Annotated in this window: 17 protein-coding genes; 11 read left to right on the forward strand and 6 right to left on the reverse strand. The window is 52.8% G+C overall.

Features of this window, described 5'->3' with window-relative positions; all coding sequences use genetic code 11:
* Nucleotides 1-298 precede the first annotated feature (298 nt).
* Nucleotides 299-1,588, forward strand: a complete 1,290-nt coding sequence (gene ltrA, locus EBA_RS24115) for a group II intron reverse transcriptase/maturase (protein WP_192377081.1) — start codon at nt 299-301, stop codon at nt 1,586-1,588.
* Between the two features lie 78 nt (nt 1,589-1,666).
* Here ltrA and EBA_RS24120 read toward each other — a convergent pair whose 3' ends face one another.
* Nucleotides 1,667-2,128 carry a hypothetical protein gene (locus EBA_RS24120; protein WP_192377082.1) on the reverse strand — a complete coding sequence of 154 codons (462 nt, stop codon included), beginning with the start codon at nt 2,126-2,128 and terminating at the stop codon, nt 1,667-1,669.
* 193 nt (nt 2,129-2,321) lie between these two features.
* Here EBA_RS24120 and EBA_RS24125 point away from each other — a divergent pair, with 193 nt between their 5' ends.
* Nucleotides 2,322-3,308: an integron integrase gene (locus EBA_RS24125; protein WP_192377083.1), complete on the forward strand. Its 987-nt coding sequence runs from the start codon at nt 2,322-2,324 to the stop codon at nt 3,306-3,308.
* A gap of 220 nt (nt 3,309-3,528) precedes the next feature.
* Here EBA_RS24125 and EBA_RS24130 read toward each other — a convergent pair whose 3' ends face one another.
* Both EBA_RS24130 and EBA_RS24135 read right to left on the reverse strand, forming a co-directional pair.
* Nucleotides 3,529-3,861 (reverse strand): type II toxin-antitoxin system RelE/ParE family toxin, encoded by a 333-nt coding sequence (locus EBA_RS24130; protein ID WP_192377084.1) that lies wholly within the window; start codon nt 3,859-3,861, stop codon nt 3,529-3,531.
* Nucleotides 3,861-4,136: a type II toxin-antitoxin system Phd/YefM family antitoxin gene (locus tag EBA_RS24135; protein ID WP_192377085.1), complete on the reverse strand. Its 276-nt coding sequence runs from the start codon at nt 4,134-4,136 to the stop codon at nt 3,861-3,863. Before EBA_RS24135 ends, EBA_RS24130 begins: the two co-directional genes overlap by 1 nt.
* Before the next feature lie 491 nt (nt 4,137-4,627).
* On the opposite strand from EBA_RS24135, the gene rep reads away from it, so the two are divergent.
* Nucleotides 4,628-6,634 (forward strand): DNA helicase Rep, encoded by a 2,007-nt coding sequence (gene rep / locus EBA_RS24140; RefSeq protein WP_192377086.1) that lies wholly within the window; start codon nt 4,628-4,630, stop codon nt 6,632-6,634.
* 7 nt (nt 6,635-6,641) lie between these two features.
* Here rep and EBA_RS24145 read toward each other — a convergent pair whose 3' ends face one another.
* Nucleotides 6,642-7,982: a DegQ family serine endoprotease gene (locus EBA_RS24145; protein ID WP_407663608.1), complete on the reverse strand. Its 1,341-nt coding sequence runs from the start codon at nt 7,980-7,982 to the stop codon at nt 6,642-6,644.
* 152 nt (nt 7,983-8,134) lie between these two features.
* Between EBA_RS24145 and EBA_RS24810 the strand changes: the two genes are divergently transcribed.
* Nucleotides 8,135-9,466, forward strand: a complete 1,332-nt coding sequence (locus EBA_RS24810; RefSeq protein ID WP_192377088.1) for a cyclic nucleotide-binding domain-containing protein — start codon at nt 8,135-8,137, stop codon at nt 9,464-9,466.
* A 56-nt stretch (nt 9,467-9,522) separates the two neighbouring features.
* Here the strand turns inward: EBA_RS24810 and rpmG are convergent, their stop codons facing one another.
* Both rpmG and rpmB read right to left on the reverse strand, forming a co-directional pair.
* The gene (gene rpmG, locus EBA_RS24155; protein ID WP_013816853.1) at nt 9,523-9,678 is read right to left on the reverse strand and encodes a 50S ribosomal protein L33; all 156 of its coding nucleotides are present in this window, start codon (nt 9,676-9,678) and stop codon (nt 9,523-9,525) included.
* Between the two features lie 11 nt (nt 9,679-9,689).
* Nucleotides 9,690-9,926: a 50S ribosomal protein L28 gene (rpmB, locus tag EBA_RS24160; protein WP_192377089.1), complete on the reverse strand. Its 237-nt coding sequence runs from the start codon at nt 9,924-9,926 to the stop codon at nt 9,690-9,692.
* Nucleotides 9,927-10,066: 140 nt separating this feature from the next.
* On the opposite strand from rpmB, the gene gshB reads away from it, so the two are divergent.
* The 7 genes from gshB to EBA_RS24195 all read left to right on the forward strand — a co-directional run bounded on the left by gshB (nt 10,067) and on the right by EBA_RS24195 (nt 15,786).
* On the forward strand, nt 10,067-11,017 hold the full coding sequence (gene gshB, locus EBA_RS24165) for a glutathione synthase (protein WP_192377090.1): 951 nt from the start codon (nt 10,067-10,069) through the stop codon (nt 11,015-11,017).
* Between the two features lies 1 nt (nt 11,018).
* Nucleotides 11,019-11,912 carry an energy transducer TonB gene (locus EBA_RS24170; RefSeq protein WP_192377091.1) on the forward strand — a complete coding sequence of 298 codons (894 nt, stop codon included), beginning with the start codon at nt 11,019-11,021 and terminating at the stop codon, nt 11,910-11,912.
* A gap of 16 nt (nt 11,913-11,928) precedes the next feature.
* On the forward strand, nt 11,929-12,495 hold the full coding sequence (locus tag EBA_RS24175; RefSeq protein ID WP_192377092.1) for a YqgE/AlgH family protein: 567 nt from the start codon (nt 11,929-11,931) through the stop codon (nt 12,493-12,495).
* Complete coding sequence (gene ruvX, locus EBA_RS24180; RefSeq protein WP_192377093.1) at nt 12,488-12,934, forward strand: Holliday junction resolvase RuvX; 447 nt, start codon at nt 12,488-12,490, stop codon at nt 12,932-12,934. The genes EBA_RS24175 and ruvX overlap by 8 nt, the downstream gene beginning before the upstream one ends.
* An 82-nt stretch (nt 12,935-13,016) precedes the next feature.
* Complete coding sequence (gene pyrR / locus EBA_RS24185; RefSeq protein ID WP_192377094.1) at nt 13,017-13,538, forward strand: bifunctional pyr operon transcriptional regulator/uracil phosphoribosyltransferase PyrR; 522 nt, start codon at nt 13,017-13,019, stop codon at nt 13,536-13,538.
* The gene (locus EBA_RS24190) at nt 13,535-14,500 is read left to right on the forward strand and encodes an aspartate carbamoyltransferase catalytic subunit (protein WP_192377095.1); all 966 of its coding nucleotides are present in this window, start codon (nt 13,535-13,537) and stop codon (nt 14,498-14,500) included. The genes pyrR and EBA_RS24190 overlap by 4 nt, the downstream gene beginning before the upstream one ends.
* Nucleotides 14,497-15,786 carry a dihydroorotase gene (locus EBA_RS24195; RefSeq protein ID WP_192377096.1) on the forward strand — a complete coding sequence of 430 codons (1,290 nt, stop codon included), beginning with the start codon at nt 14,497-14,499 and terminating at the stop codon, nt 15,784-15,786. Before EBA_RS24190 ends, EBA_RS24195 begins: the two co-directional genes overlap by 4 nt.
* Nucleotides 15,787-15,790 lie beyond the last annotated feature (4 nt).

The following is a 15,790-nucleotide window of genomic DNA, read 5'->3' on the forward strand; positions in this document are numbered from 1 at the left end:
GGGTCGAGTTGGCACAGGACAACGAAGGCCATGAATTCGCGCTGTACAGTAAATCCGGCGGTTGTGTCGTGACAGTTCATGTTCTTATCTGGGGAGATCTGAGACGCCAGCGGCTCTTGAAGAGCAGCGCGCATCGTAGCCATGCGGTGTGTGACGTTTCAGAAGTCAGCAGCGGTCATAGTAGCTTTGGCGGCGGGATTGCCGGCGGCGCGAAGGACCAAAGAAACAGGACAGGGCAGCGCCTTGTCAGACTCGGTATTGACGGAGCCTGCGACCCGCGGGAAGTGAGTGCTGGCGTATGACAACCGTGCACGCCTTGGAACAATCTTTACTGGAGACCATCGTCGCCCGCGACAACCTGCAACGCGCCTGGAAGCGCGTGAAGGCGAACAAGGGCGCGGCCGGAGTTGATGCAATAGCCGTGGCGGATTTTCCGGCTTGGGCGCAACAACATTGGCCGACCATCAAGGCCCAATTGATGAGCGGCGACTACCAACCGGAAGCGGTCCGGCGGGTGTGGATACCCAAACCCAACGGCGATAAACGGCCGTTGGGCATCCCCACAATCGCCGACCGCGTCATCCAGCAAGCCATCGCGCAACAGCTCGCGCCGCACTTCGAGCGCGAGTTCAGCCACAACAGCTACGGTTTCCGTCCCGGACGTAACGCTCACCAAGCCATCCGGCAAGTGCGCGACTATATTCGAGCGAAATACCGGATGGTGGTGGACATCGATTTGGCTGCCTTCTTCGACAACGTCAATCACGATGTGTTGATGCGGCTGCTCAGCCAACGCATCCGCGACAAGCGGGTGTTGCAACTGATCGGTCGTTATTTGCGCACCGGCGTCATCGAAAACGAGCAATGGCAAGCGACCCCGAAGGGTGTTCCCCAAGGTGGTCCGCTATCGCCGTTGCTGGCTAACGTCGTATTGCACGAATTGGACGTCTACCTGCATCAATGCGGCCACCGTTTTGCCCGTTACGCCGATGACTTCGTTATCTGCGTGCGCAGCCTGCGGGCGGCGCAACGGGTGCAGGCCAACGTCACACGGTTTCTGGAACAGCGGTTGAAACTGCACGTCAATCTCAACAAAAGTCGTATCTGTACCAGCAACGAACTGGAGTTTCTCGGGTTCTGCTTCCGAGGCAACAAAATCGTCTGGAGCGACAAAGCGTTACACCGCTTTAAACATCGGATCAAACAACTCACGGGGCGCTCGTGGGGCGTCAGCCTGGCTTACCGCTACCGCGAATTGCGACGCTATATCGTGGGTTGGATGAACTGCTTTGCGTTATCGGAATATTACCGGCCAGTTCCCGAGCTGGACGAATGGCTACGGCGGCGCATGCGCTGTTGCTACTGGAAACAGTGGCGGTGGCCGCGCACCAAGATCAGCCATCTGGTCAGTTTGGGCGTCAGCCTGAAGGAAGCGATTAAAACCGGCGTGAGCTCGAAAGGGCCTTACGCCATGTCGCGGACACCGATTACGCAGATGGCGATGAACAACGAGTGGTTAAAAGCGCAGGGCTTGGTGTCGATCAAAGACCAGTGGGTACGTTTTCATTACCCTGTTTCAACCGCCTAGTGCGGACCCGCATGCTAGGTGGTGTGGGGAGGGCGAGAGAGAAACTCGCCCTTACCCGATTAGGCGGCGAAACGCGCTTCATTGCGGCCTCTCCGTCGCCAATGTGCGAAGCCTTTCGAGAAATCTCTTCGGTTCGGTGGCGTGGAGATTTGTAAATGCCTGCGAGCCGTCAGGCCACCAGATGAAGTCGTGTCCCTCTTGAATGAAGAAGACATAATCAACCCCAGCCACGAGGAGCACCGCGCAGTTTCCAGGACTAGGAACGAGCGTTGTCACCTTTCCATTAGAGGGAGGTACTCCCTTTAGCACTTCGATAACTCGAAACTCGCCTTCGACAACAGGGAAAAGCTTCTCGCTGCTGTCGATAGATCGTGATCCCTCGGTCGTTCGGTACACGTGGGCAACAAAAACGGCCTTAGCCTTTTGAACGAGTTCGCCTTCAGTGGGCTGCGCTTCACCCGGAGGTCGTGAGCACGCCCACAGGGGAGGTGCAACAAACTGAAGCAAAACAAGAATCAAAAGATTGCGCCAGTAGCTCATTTTTCGCCGCCTAACTATTGATTATCAGGCAAATCTGCCCATATAAGCTGCTATTACCCGCCTTTTCAGGCACATTTGCTTGCGTATTTGGAAAACTAGGCATATTTGCCTTGATAACTTGATATTAGTCGTCAAATCAGGCAATCTTGCCTGCATATTAAATTCGCCACTGACTTTATCAGGTAGGTGTTTTATGTCAAGTGAAAAACGGCCCAGTTTGCTGGAAGATGTGCGCCGCGTGATGCGACTGAAACATTATTCCTTGCATACCGAACGCAGTTACTGCGACTGGATCAAGCAATTCGTCAAATTTCACAAGATGACGGAACGGCAGGCCTTGTTCGATGACGGCGAGGCCAAGATCGAAGCGTTCCTGTCTTACTTGGCGACCCAGCGCAATGTGGCGGCGGCGACTCAGAATCAAGCCATGAATGCGCTGGTGTTTTTGTACAAGCAAGTCCTGGATAAGCCTTTGACTAAGCGCATAGACGCCATTCGCTCCAAAACGCACCGCCATATTCCGGTGGTGCTGTCGGTGAACGAAGTGAAGCAAGTGCTGGCGCGATTGGAGGGCGTACCGCAACTGGTGGTCAAACTGTTGTACGGCAGAGGCTTGCGGATCAGCGAAGCCGTCCGCCTCAGGGTGCAGGACATCGATTTTGCCTACAAACAGATTACCGTGCGTTCCGGCAAGGGCGATAAGGATAGGGTGACGACTTTTGCCGCCACGCTGGCGCCTTTGTTGTTAAATTATCTCGATAAGGTCAAGGCGGTTCACAATAAGGATTTGGCCGAGGGTTACGGCGCGGTCTATTTGCCTTATGCGTTAGCGAAAAAATATCCCAATGCCGAGCGCGAATGGAGCTGGCAATATGTGTTTCCGGCGCGTTCGTTGTCGGCCGATCCGCAGTCGGGCGTGACTCGGCGCCATCATGTCGACCAGTCGCAGATCAACAAGGCTATACGGACGGCGGTTCGGCTGGCCGGCATCGCCAAGCAGGTTTCTGCGCATACTTTCCGCCACAGTTTCGCCACGCATTTGCTGCAGCGCGGCACCGATATTCGCACCATTCAGGCTTTATTGGGGCATAGCGAGCTGGAGACCACGATGATTTATACCCATGTGTTGAATCAGGGCGGTCAAGGTGTCGTCAGCCCGTTGGACGATTTAGGGATGTGAACCCGTAAGGCGGATGCCATTGGGTGGATCGTCTAATTCTACTTTGTCAGATTACGAAAAAGGTTCCTCATACCCGCCGGGAAGTGGGTACCCAGTGCCATGGAGGGTAAGCTTCGATCCGTCGATGGAGTCTGGATTGCGGCAATCCCTGCCGAAAAGACGGACTTAGAGAGGTAGTTCGAGTAATCTGACAAAGTAGAACTAACGGTATCCTCCCTAGTTACCCAAGCAACCTGCGGCTCAGCAATGCCTGTATATCTCTTCTACCGTCTGTAATGAGGACAATGTAAACCTTTTGACCTATTACACGGTAAATGATCCGGTATGGTTTGAAAAATGCTTGCCGGAAATCTTGAATACCTAATCCCAGTAATTCTTTTGGATAGGTCCCCCGGTCAGGGAAGTTGACCAAACTCTCAACAATCTCCAGCAAAGCGTCCAATACATAGTTGGCATTGGCTACGGAGTCGAACTCAGCGATGTAGTCGTAGATGGTTTCCAAATCCTGTTCGGCACCCTTAGTGAGCAAGGCTTCGTATTGTTGTTCCGACATTACTTGCCGGATGGTTTTGCGCGTAGCCGAGCAACCACGTCGCCAACAGGCGTGACCTTGCCTTGTTCAATATCTTTATTACCAAGCGCCAGGAGTTTCAAGAGCGCCAACGTCTCCTGGGTTTCCTCGTAGGATGCAACATCCTGAAGCACTGCTTTGGCCTCGCCGTTTTGGGTGATAACCATCGGCTCACGCCGCTCGGTCAGTTGCAATAACACTTCGGCAGCGTTGGCCTTCAAATAGCTTATGGGTTTTACTTGTGTTGAATAGCGCATACAAATCTCGGCGAATCAATGTGTGGACTTAATGTAGTCTTTTAATGGTCGCCAAACAAGTTCAAAATGGTCACGATTTTGGCTTCTCGTTTAATTTTACTTTGTAGATTACGTGACAACCTTGTTCGAGAGCGTCATTCCGGCATGGATTGCCGGACCCGTTAGAGCGTGGAGCGAATCCGGACTCCAGGGATGGGGCTGAACTTACCATCCATGGCACTGGATACCCGCGCTTGTGCCCTGTGGGTATCCCGGCGAGCCTGTCGAACTATGAGCGGACTTAATCGTCCACCTTTCAACTTTGCTCGGGGCGAACGGTTAAGCCTTTTATGTGTCCCGTCCTAAACGGAAAGCCATGATTTTCACGGCCCCTATTTTAGTTTGGGATAGCTCCTTGAAGCCGCTGCTCCAGACCCCTCTCCCAAATACAAGCAGCACAGAAATCGTCAGCTTGAGATAATAAGCTTTCTGTTATTCATCTCGTCGTTTTCGTGTCTCCCAAACTCAACCCCCAACAACTCGCCGCCGTCAAAATCATCGATCACCCGTTACTGGTGCTGGCTGGCGCCGGCAGCGGCAAGACGCGGGTGATTACCGAGAAGATCGCTTATCTGGTGCAGCAAGGCACGCCGGCGCGGCATATTGCGGCAGTGACGTTTACCAATAAGGCGGCGCGGGAAATGAAGAGCCGGGTTGGCCGTTTGCTGGATGACAAACAGGGCCGCGGCCTCAGAGTTTCGACTTTTCATTCTTTAGGTCTGGACATATTGCGCGCAGAACACAAAGCCCTGGGCTATAAGGCGGCGATTACCTTGTTCGACGAACAGGACCGGCTGACTTTGCTGCGCAATCTGGTCAGTCACGGGGTCGGCGGCTGCGATATTGATAATGTGGAGCAGTACAACGGGCAAATCGGCCAGTGGAAAAATGCCTTTATCACGCCTATCCAGGCTTTGAGCCAAGCCGATGCCAACAGCTTGCCGGCGGCGCTGCTTTACGAAGCTTTTACCCGTAGCCTTAAGGCTTATAACGCCACCGATTTCGACGATCTGATCTTGTTACCGGTGCTGTTGTTTCAACAACATCCGGACATACTGGAAAAGTGGCAGAACAAGATTCGCTATTTGCTGGTCGACGAATACCAGGATACCAATATCACCCAGTATCAATTGGTCAAGCTGTTGGCGGGTAATCTGGGCCGCTTTACCGTGGTCGGCGACGACGACCAGTCCATCTACGCCTGGCGCGGCGCACAACCCGAGAATCTTATGCAGCTGCAAAAAGATTACGGCCGCTTACAGGTCATCAAACTGGAACAGAATTACCGTTCCGCCGGGCGGATCTTGAAAGTGGCCAACCAGTTGATTGCCAACAACCCGCATGCCTTCGAGAAAAAACTCTGGAGCGATTTGGGTTTCGGCGACCCGCTGCGGGTGTTAAGCCACAAAAACGACATTGCCGAAGCCAAGCAAGTGACCGCCGAGATTATTCATCAGCGTTTCAAAACCGGCGGTTCTTACGGCGACTATGCGATTTTGTATCGCGGCAACCACCAGTCGCGCTTGTTCGAGAAAGAATTGCGCGAGAACAACGTGCCTTACTTTATCAGCGGCAGCGCTTCGTTTTTTTCCTATGCCGAGATTAAGGACGTACTGGCCTATTTGCGCTTACTGGTTAATCGCGATGACGACGCGGCGTTTTTGCGGGTGATCAACACGCCGCGCCGCGAGATTGGCCCGACTACATTGGAAAAACTGGGTGCCTACGCCAACGAGCGGCATATCAGCTTGTTCGCGGCCTGCAACGAGTTGGGTTTGCAACAGCGCCTGCCGGAAAAATCGGTGCAACGCCTGAATATGTTTTGCGATTGGCTGAAGGAGACGGCCATAAAGACCGAGCGAGAAGATACTTTTGTGGTGATCAACAAGATGATCGACGACATTAATTATGCGGCTTGGCTGCAGGAGAATAGCAAAACCCCGGCGTCGGCCGAGCGGAAATTGAAAAACGTGTACGAGCTGGTCGAATGGCTGCAACGCATCGCCACCAAAGAGCAAGGCGTCGAGCAATCGTTGGCGGATGTGATTGCTAAAGTGATGCTGCTGGATATTCTGGATCGCAATCAGGAAGACGAAGCCGGCGATCAGGTGAGCTTGATGACCTTGCATGCCGCCAAGGGCTTGGAGTTTCCGCATGTATTTTTGATCGGCATGGAGGAAAACTTGCTGCCGCATCAAAACAGCATCGAGACCGATAATATCGAGGAAGAGCGGCGCTTGGCTTATGTCGGGATTACCCGTGCCCAGCAAACCTTGACGTTTAGCTATTGCACGCACCGCAAGCGTTACGGCGATTTGGCGGAGTGCGAACCCAGCCGGTTTTTAAACGAACTGCCGGAAGAGGATCTGGAATGGGCCAACAAAAAGCAGTTGGCGCCGGAAGAAATTAAACAACGTGGCAAGGCTAGCCTTGCCACGTTGAAATCGATGTTGAACTAATCAGGCTCTATTGCAGCACCACGAAAAACGCCTCGCCGCCGCGTTGCAAATTAACCAGCAAGGGTGCATTGGGATTGACCACTTGCTTGATCTCGTCCAGGCTTCTGACCCGATAACGATTTGCGGTGACGATGATGTCACCGGGCCGCAAACCGGTTTTCCAGGCTTTGGAATTCTGTTCCACTTTTTCTATCATCACGCCTTCCACCTGATCTTTGGGTGTCACACCGAGCACGGCGCCACTCAAGACCGGGTGTAACTTGTCGCCGGCTAGCTCCGGGCGCTTTGGTTTGCCGATGGTGGCTTGCAACGATTTACGTTCCTCGCCGCGCATGACTTCCAGGCTGGCGGTATCGCCGATTTGCAGCAAACCCACCGCGTTGCGAATTTGCGTGCTGCCGCCTTTCACATCTTGACCGTTGATGGCTAGGATAATATCGCCTGGCTCCAGACCGGCTTTTTCCGCTGGCGATCCGGCGTCCACTCGGCTGACGACAGCGCCATGCTGGCTTTTTAGGGCAAAGGCTTTCACCAGTTCCGGCGTCAAGTCTTGGGTAGTCACACCTAGCAAGCCACGGCGCACTTCGCCGTGCTGCACTAACGATTCCATCAACCGGGTAGCCATATTGGAGGGGATTGCAAAGCCGATGCCCACGTTACCACCATTGGGGGCCAAAATCGCCGTATTCATGCCAACGAATTCGCCGCGCAGATTTACCAAAGCGCCGCCGGAATTGCCGGGATTGATCGAAGCGTCGGTTTGAATGAAATCCTCGTAGCCTTCTATGCCCAGGCCGGAGCGGCCCAGTGCGCTAACGATACCGGAGGTAACAGTTTGGCCCAGACCGAATGGATTGCCGATGGCGACTACGAAGTCACCGACCCTAAGTTGGCTGGAGTCGGCGATTTTCAGCGCGCTAAGATTGTCGGCGGGTATTTGGATAACGGCGACATCCGCTTCCGGGTCGGTACCAAGCAGTTTGGCGTTGAGTTGACGACCATCGCTGAGCGTGACCGTGATTTTATCGGCCTTGTCGATCACATGGTTATTGGTCAACACATAGCCTTGATCCTTGTCGATAATCACGCCGGAGCCGAGACTGTTCCGTTGTTGTTGCTTTGAATTTTTCGGGATATTGAAAAAACGCCGGAATGCCGGATCGTTCATCAACGGATTTTCCTGCACTCGCACATTGGTGGAGGTGGAAATATTGACGACGGCCGGCATGCTTTGCTCAAGCATCGGCGCCAATGACGGCAGTGGCGCGCCATCGACTTGTCCGGGTAATACCGCATTGGCCTGCCAACTGCTCAGGCCAAACAAGATAATCAGCAATAGTTTGTTCATGTTCGTCATGGTTTTTGCTTTCCAGGCAGTTAAGTTGCCAGCATGGACACGCTGGCCGGCAAAATGTTTCACTGAGAGTTTACTTAATAATCGACTATCATAGGTTAAGTTTTCTTGTTGGTTTCCCTTCACTTTTTATTCGCAACGAGTACGTGGCTGTCGACATCCATTCCGCTGAAGGCCGTGTGATTCGGCAATTAATTCCGCTATCTACCTTACCCTTCAATAAATTTGAGGCGTTATGCGCACAAATCAAGATCGAGGACGCGGAAGAGGGGCAATTTTTGTTTAAATGTGGCGATGAGCGTAACGATCTGCTCTATCTGCTTAATGGTAATGTGACCTTGCAAACCGATCTGTTAAAGATCGAAACGATCAAGTCCGATAGCCCGTCGGCGCGCTTCGCATTAGCGCATCAAATCCCCAGAAAAGTACACGCTGTTGCGAGTAGCCGAATTCGTTTTTTGCGATTGAATGCTGATATGATGAAATCGGCTCAAGATGTCCCGTATGAAGAAACAGAGAGTTTTATGGTAGTTGACGAGGTAGAGGATAACGATGACTGGATGACGACTTTGTTGAAGTCGCCCGTCTTTCGGGCATTGCCTCCGGCTAATTTGCAAAAGATTTTGATGGGCATGCAGGAAGTACGCGTCAACGCCGGCACTGTGATTGTCAATCAAGGTGAGCAGGGCGATTTTTACTACATTATCAAAAGAGGCCAATGCTTGGTGAGCAGAAAGCCGGCTCCCAACGCCAAAGAGATTAAGCTGGCGCAACTAAGCGATCAAGAGACCTTTGGCGAGGACGCACTGATTTCAGGCGAACCTCGTAATGTTTCAGTCAGTGCCTTGACGGATGTTTCCTTATTGCGCTTGGGCAAGGAGCAATTTCTGACCTTGATTAAGCAACCGACGCTTAAATATATAAACTATCAAGATGCGCAGGATTTAGTGGCCAAAGGCGCCGACTTGATTGATGTGCGCGAGCCCGATGAATACAAGCCCAAGCATTTGCCCTACAGTATCAATCTGCCGTTTTTTTCGCTGCGTATGCAGCTAAAAACCTTGAATCGGCAACATCCTATTGTGGTGGTTTGCCAGAACGGCAAGATTAGTGAAACGGCGGCATTTATCTTGATGCGGCATAAATTCAATGCGCTGATTTTAAGCGGCGGTATCGAAAGCATCAGTCCGGATCAACTAAAAGCCCCTTCATCGTTTCCGATTGATGATGGCATTGAAACCAGTAATTTCAGAGAGCCCGGCGGCGAAACCGAGACAAGTCATTCGTTTTCCGAACAACCTTCCATGCAAGACGATATGGAACGGTTACGCCGGTTTCTGCAGCAGCTTAAAACCAAATACAATATTTTGGACGCTGAGAAAAAGGCTTTGGAGATGAAATATTTGGCGCTTGCCAAGTTTACGGAATCGTTAAAAGCCGAACTGGAAGCGATCAAGAAAGCCGGTGGCGGTGGCTAGTCGGACAAAACCTTGCTAGCCCGCCAACGCCTAAAAGCAGATCAATAAAACGCTGTTTATTTGATTTTGGCTTCTTTGTACATCACATGCTTACGAACCACGGGATCAAATTTTTTGATCTCCATTTTTTCAGGCATGGTTTTTTTGTTTTTGGTGGTGGTGTAGAAATGGCCGGTGCCTTCACTAGAAACCAATTTGATTTTGTCACGCATGTTAAGCCTCCTTAAAATTGTTCGCCGCGTTTACGCATATCAGCCAGAACAGCATCGATGCCGTTTTTGTCGATAATGCGCATACCTTTAGAAGTTACTCTCAAACGAACCCAACGGTTTTCGCTTTCAACCCAGAATCTGTGGTGGTGCAGATTAGGCGTAAAACGTCTTTTGGTTCTGTTCATTGCGTGTGAAACGTTGTGCCCGCTTACTGGGCGTTTACCTGTTACTTGGCATACTCTGGACATGACTACCTCAATGCGAGCTTTATAATTCAAAATAGCCGGGCTTTATATCAAAAAAACTTTTGTTGGTAAACAACAGCCTGCAAAATAAATTTGATAAAATCGCTTTTACTTTCACTTGCTTCGGATAACAAAGGACTTTAATGGCTATCAAACTCGGCATGGTCATGGACCCCATCGACCAAATCAATATCAAAAAGGACACCAGTTTCGCGATGCTTTTGGAAGCTCAAGCGCGCGGTTGGGAACTGCATTACATGGAGTTGTCGGACCTGTATATGCATAACGGCGACGCCTATGCACGCACTCGCGTGCTGGAAGTGGAGCGTGACGAAAAGCAATGGCATCGGTTTCTCGGCGAGCAGCAGATAGGGCTGTCCGAGTTGGACGCGATCATCATGCGCAAGGACCCACCCTTCAACCAGGAATATATTTACGCCACCTATATGCTGGAACAGGCGGAGCGTAAAGGTGTTTATGTGGTCAACAAACCGCAATCGCTGCGTGATGCCAACGAAAAAATGTTCACCGCCTGGTTTCCGCAATGCTGTACCGATACCTTGGTAGCCAGAGATCCGCAAAAAATTCGCGGCTTTCTGCAAGAGCACAAGGAAATCATCCTCAAGCCCTTGGACGGCATGGGCGGCGCGTCCATTTTCTATGTTCGGGAAAACGACCCCAATCTCAGCGTGATTCTGGAAACCATGACCCAGCACGGCAGCAGCTACATCATGGCGCAAAAATATCTGCCTGCGGTAAAAGACGGCGACAAACGAATCTTGGTAGTTAACGGCGAGCCGGTGCCTTATTGTCTGGCGCGGATTCCGGCCAGCGGCGAAAGTCGCGGCAATTTGGCCGCCGGCGGCCGTGGTGAAGGCCGGCCTTTGAGTGATCGTGATCGCTGGATTGCCGAACAAGTCGGGCCGACCTTGCGTGAAAAAGGCCTGATATTTGTCGGCCTGGATGTTATCGGCGACTATCTAACCGAAGTTAACGTTACCAGCCCGACCTGTGTGCAGGAGTTGGATAAGCAATTCGGTATCAATATCAGTGCTCAATTAATGGACCACATCGCCGCCCAATGCCAGGCCTGATATGCACGCGCCGGAATTGACACCCACGCCGCTATCGCAAGGTGATTCGCTACTGACGGCATTGTTTGTGGCGGCGGTGCTGCATGTGGTCGTGTTGTTGGGGGTTAATTTCACCGCACCGCAAGCACCCAAGATCAACCGCTCGATTGAAATCACCGTGGCCCATGCTCCGGTGAAAAAGGCGCCCAAGGATGCGAAACATCTGGCAGCCGAGCATCAAATAGGCGCCGGCGAGGAAACTCGCAAGCCGGAGCCGCCACAGCAAAAAATTGCCACACAGGAACAAACGATCAGCCCGCCGGTAAAGAAAGTCTTGCCGCATCCGGTGGTTCCGCAAGTCAAACCGGTCGCCGAGAGGCTGCTTACCCAAGCCAAAGCCCCGGTCAAGGTAGTGACGGAGCCCGAGCAACCGGTGGAATTACCTGAAGCCGTTGAAGTTCAGGAGTCCGCCCCCAAATTATCTCCGGAAGCGCTTCAGCAACAAATCGCCCAGCTCGGCGAGCGCATTAGAAACACCCAACAAAGCGCGCAAGATACTAAGATTAAATTCGTTAACTCGGTTAGCACGCATAAATATCTGGCGGCGCAATATGTCAAAGATTGGGAGGACAAGGTTGAGCGGACCGGCAATCTGAATTATCCTGAGGCTGCGCGCAAAAAAGGCGTTTCACAGTCCTTGACCATGGACGTTGGGATTAATGCCGACGGCAGCATTTACAGTATGCGCATTGTCAGATCTTCCGGCAATTCCGCACTGGATGACGCCGCGAAACGCATTGTGAAAATGAGCGCACCCTTTGCCGCTTTACCCGATGATTTGTTAAGAGAAGTGAACGTTTTGGTGATTACCAGGGTCTGGAAATTCTCAGACGAAACCGGCATGACTGCCCGCTAGCCCATACAGCACTCCAATGACAGACGTTACGTATTTAAATAACCAGTTTTTGATTGCGATGCCCGGCTTGGCCGACCCGCATTTTTTTCATACGGTGACTTACCTATGCCAGCACAACGACGAAGGTGCGCTTGGCATCGTTATCAACCGACCGACCGGCATGACATTACGCGATATTTTCGAGCAAATGGGCATTAAAACCGAGTTGGAAAATGTGTTGGAAACCCCGGTGTTCGCCGGCGGCCCGGTGCAGCAGGAACGCGGCTTCGTGATTCATGATACCTGCGAACAGCGCTGGGATTCCAGCATCAGCACCGCCGACAATATTACTCTCACCAGTTCCCGGGACATTCTCGAAGCCATTGCCGAAGGTAAAGGCCCCAGCCATTATTTGATCGCGCTGGGTTACGCCGGCTGGGGTAGCGGCCAACTGGAGAAAGAAATGGTCGAAAACGCCTGGCTGAACACGCCTTGTGGCGAAGCGATACTCTACGAAACCCCGATCAGCCAGCGCTGGAACGCGGCGGCCGGACAGTTGGGTATCGATATTAATCGTCTGACCACGCCGGCAGGCCATGGTTAAGGTCGATCCGCTGGCGGCAAAATTCAGCAGCGACGCCTATTTAGGCTTTGATTTCGGCAATAAAAAAATCGGTGTCGCGGTGGGACATGCGAATACCGGCATTGCCAGTCCCCTGCAAACCATCCAGTCGCTTAATCAGGTTCCCGATTGGCATAAAATCGGTCAGTTGATTACCGAATGGAGGCCCATCGGTTTGGTGGTCGGCATTTCCCGGCAAAGTGACGGCTCGGATAATGTGATTACCCCGCGCATGCAGAAGTTCTGTCGGCAGCTCAACGGGCGTTACAATCTGCCGGTGCACCAAATCGACGAAACGCTAACCACATTCGCGGCCAAACAAATGCTGTTCGACGACCTAAAGGTTAGCGCTGCTAAGCTGTGGGCAGTGCAAGATCAGCTGGCCGCCCAGATCATTCTGCAAAGCTGGTTTGATACTTAAAAAGACTAAGCTTTTTTATCCTGCCGCTTTCATCTTTTGCCCGAATTTTTTAAAAATAACAAGAGTCCCACTGTCAACCGCCATGCCAATCGCCACTCTTAACATCGATATCTTGCTCGACACTCTGGAAGCCGCGATTCGTCGGCAGATTAGCGAGCGTAAACTTAATAATCCCTTGCTGATCGGCATACACAGCGGCGGCGCCTGGATCGCGCGACAAATACATCAGCGTCTGGGGATGAGCGAGCCTTTGGGCATGTTGGACATTACCTTTTACCGTGACGATTTTTCGCAAATCGGCATGCATCCCAAGGTCAAGACCAGCCAACTGCCGCCACACCTGGAAGGCCGCGATATTATTCTGATCGACGACGTGTTTTACACCGGTCGCACTATCCGCGCCGCCTTGAACGAGATTTTCGATTATGGCCGCCCCAATCAAGTGGTGCTGGCGGTATTGATCGAGCGCAACGGCCGGCAGATACCGCTCCAGCCGGACTGCCACGGTATTCGTATCGACTTGGCCGGCGATCAACGTATCAAACTCACCGGCCCCGATCCTTTGGGTATCGAGATCCAATCCCCGCAAGTGGTGGTGGCATGACCCGGCATATCCAGCTGACCGAACAAGGTAAGCTCAAGCATTTCCTGACTATCGAAGGGCTGGACAAAGCGCTGCTGACCGAAATTCTGGATACCGCCGAATCGTTTGCCGGCATGTCTGAACATCAAGTCAAAAAAGTGCCTTTGCTGCGCGGCAAGACCATCGTCAACCTGTTCTTCGAGAACAGCACCCGCACTCGCACCACCTTCGAACTGGCTGCTACGCGCTTATCGGCGGACGTACTGAGCATGAACATCGCCACCTCCGCCACCTCCAAGGGCGAGAGTCTGCTGGATACCATCCATAATCTGGAAGCGATGCATGTTGACATGTTTGTGGTTCGCCATGCGCTGAGCGGCGCCGCGCATTTCATCGCCCAGCACACCGCGCCGCATATCAGCGTGATCAATGCCGGCGACGGCCAACATGCGCATCCCACCCAAGCCATGTTGGATATGTTTACGATCCGCCAGCATAAAAAGCAATTTGAAGGCCTGAAGGTGGCCATCGTCGGCGACATCCTGCATTCGCGGGTGGCGCGTTCGCAGATTCTGGCCTTGAATACCTTGGGCGTCGCCGAAGTTAGGGTAATCGCGCCGAAAACCTTGTTGCCGGCACAAGTCAAAACCATGGGCGTGATACCTATACACGACATGGATGAAGGCTTGGATGATGCCGATGTGGTCATTATGTTGCGTTTGCAAAAAGAACGCATGAACTCAGCTTTTCTGCCTAGCGAAAGCGAATTTTTCCGCTGTTTCGGCTTGACCGAAGCCAAACTAAAACGCGCCAAAGCCGACGCGATTGTCATGCATCCAGGGCCCATCAATCGGGGCGTGGAGATTGCCTCCAGCGTCGCCGACGGCCCGCAATCGGTGATCTTGCAACAAGTCAGCAACGGTGTCTCGGTGCGAATGGCGATCATGTCGATGGCCATGCACAGCCAGGGAGTTACGGCATGACTAAGATTTTGATTAAGAACGGCCGTGTCGTCGATCCGGCCAACAACATCGACGCCATCGGCTCTGTCTGTATCGCCGAAGGCAAGATAATCGCTGTGCTGGAGCAAGCCGCTGGTTTCACGCCCGAGCAGATTATCGACGCCAGCGGTCAAATCGTCTGCCCCGGCTTCGTCGATCTCAGCGTGCGTTTGCGCGAACCCGGCCATACCCAGAAAGGCAATATCCTCAGCGAAACCCGTGCGGCTCTGAGCGCCGGCGTTACCTCGCTATGCCTGCCGCCCGATACCAAGCCCTGCATCGATAGCCCGGCGGTGGTTGAGTTCATAAAAGACAAAGCCGAAAAAGCCGACTATCCGCAAATTCATAGCATAGGCGCATTGACCCAGCGCTTGGCAGGCACTGAACTCAGCGCGATGTTCGCGTTGAAACAGGCCGGCTGCATCGCCGTCAGCAATGCCAGCGAGCCGCTCGGCAATCTATTGATATTACGGCGGGCGATGGAATATGCCAGCAGCCACGATTTATTGCTAATGTTCCGTGCCAACGAAGCAGCCTTGTCCGGCAAGGGTTGTGCGCATGAAGGTGCGGTTGCTAGTCGTTACGGTTTACCGGGTATTCCGGAAGCCGCCGAATCGATTGCATTGGCCCAGTGTCTGGAATTAGCGGAGCTGACCGGCTGCCGCGTGCATATCAGCCAAATCAGTTGCAAGCAATCGGTGATTAAATTGCAGCAGGCCAAGAAATACGGCTTGAATGTCACCGCCGACGCAGCTATCCATCAGCTGCATCTCACCGAAGATAACATCGCCCCCTTTGACAGCAATTACCACGTATTGCCGCCGCTACGTAGCGCCATCGACCGCCAATATTTACGCGAAGGACTGCTTAACGGCACCATCGACGCGATTTGCTCCGACCACCAACCGCACGATCTGGATGCTAAACTCGGTGCATTTCCGGAAACCGAAGCGGGTGTTGCCGCGCTGGAAACCCTGTTGCCGTTGACGCTGGCATTGACCCGGCAACATCGCATCGGTTTGTCGCAAGCCATAGCCAGCCTGACCTGCAATCCGGCGCAAATTCTAGGTTTGGCGACCGGCGCATTAACGCCGGGTTATGCGGCCGATGTCTGTATTTTCGATCCGCAAGCCAGTTGGCAGGTTAACCGCGACAACTGGTACAGCGCTGGCTGTAACACGCCGTATTGGCAGCAAACCCTCAGCGGACGCGTGACTCATACCTTGTTGGCCGGCAACACGGTTTATCGTTTGGCAGAGTTGTCGTGAACAA

The sequence above is a fragment of the Methylomonas albis genome (assembly GCF_014850955.1).
GTDB lineage: Bacteria > Pseudomonadota > Gammaproteobacteria > Methylococcales > Methylomonadaceae > Methylomonas > Methylomonas albis.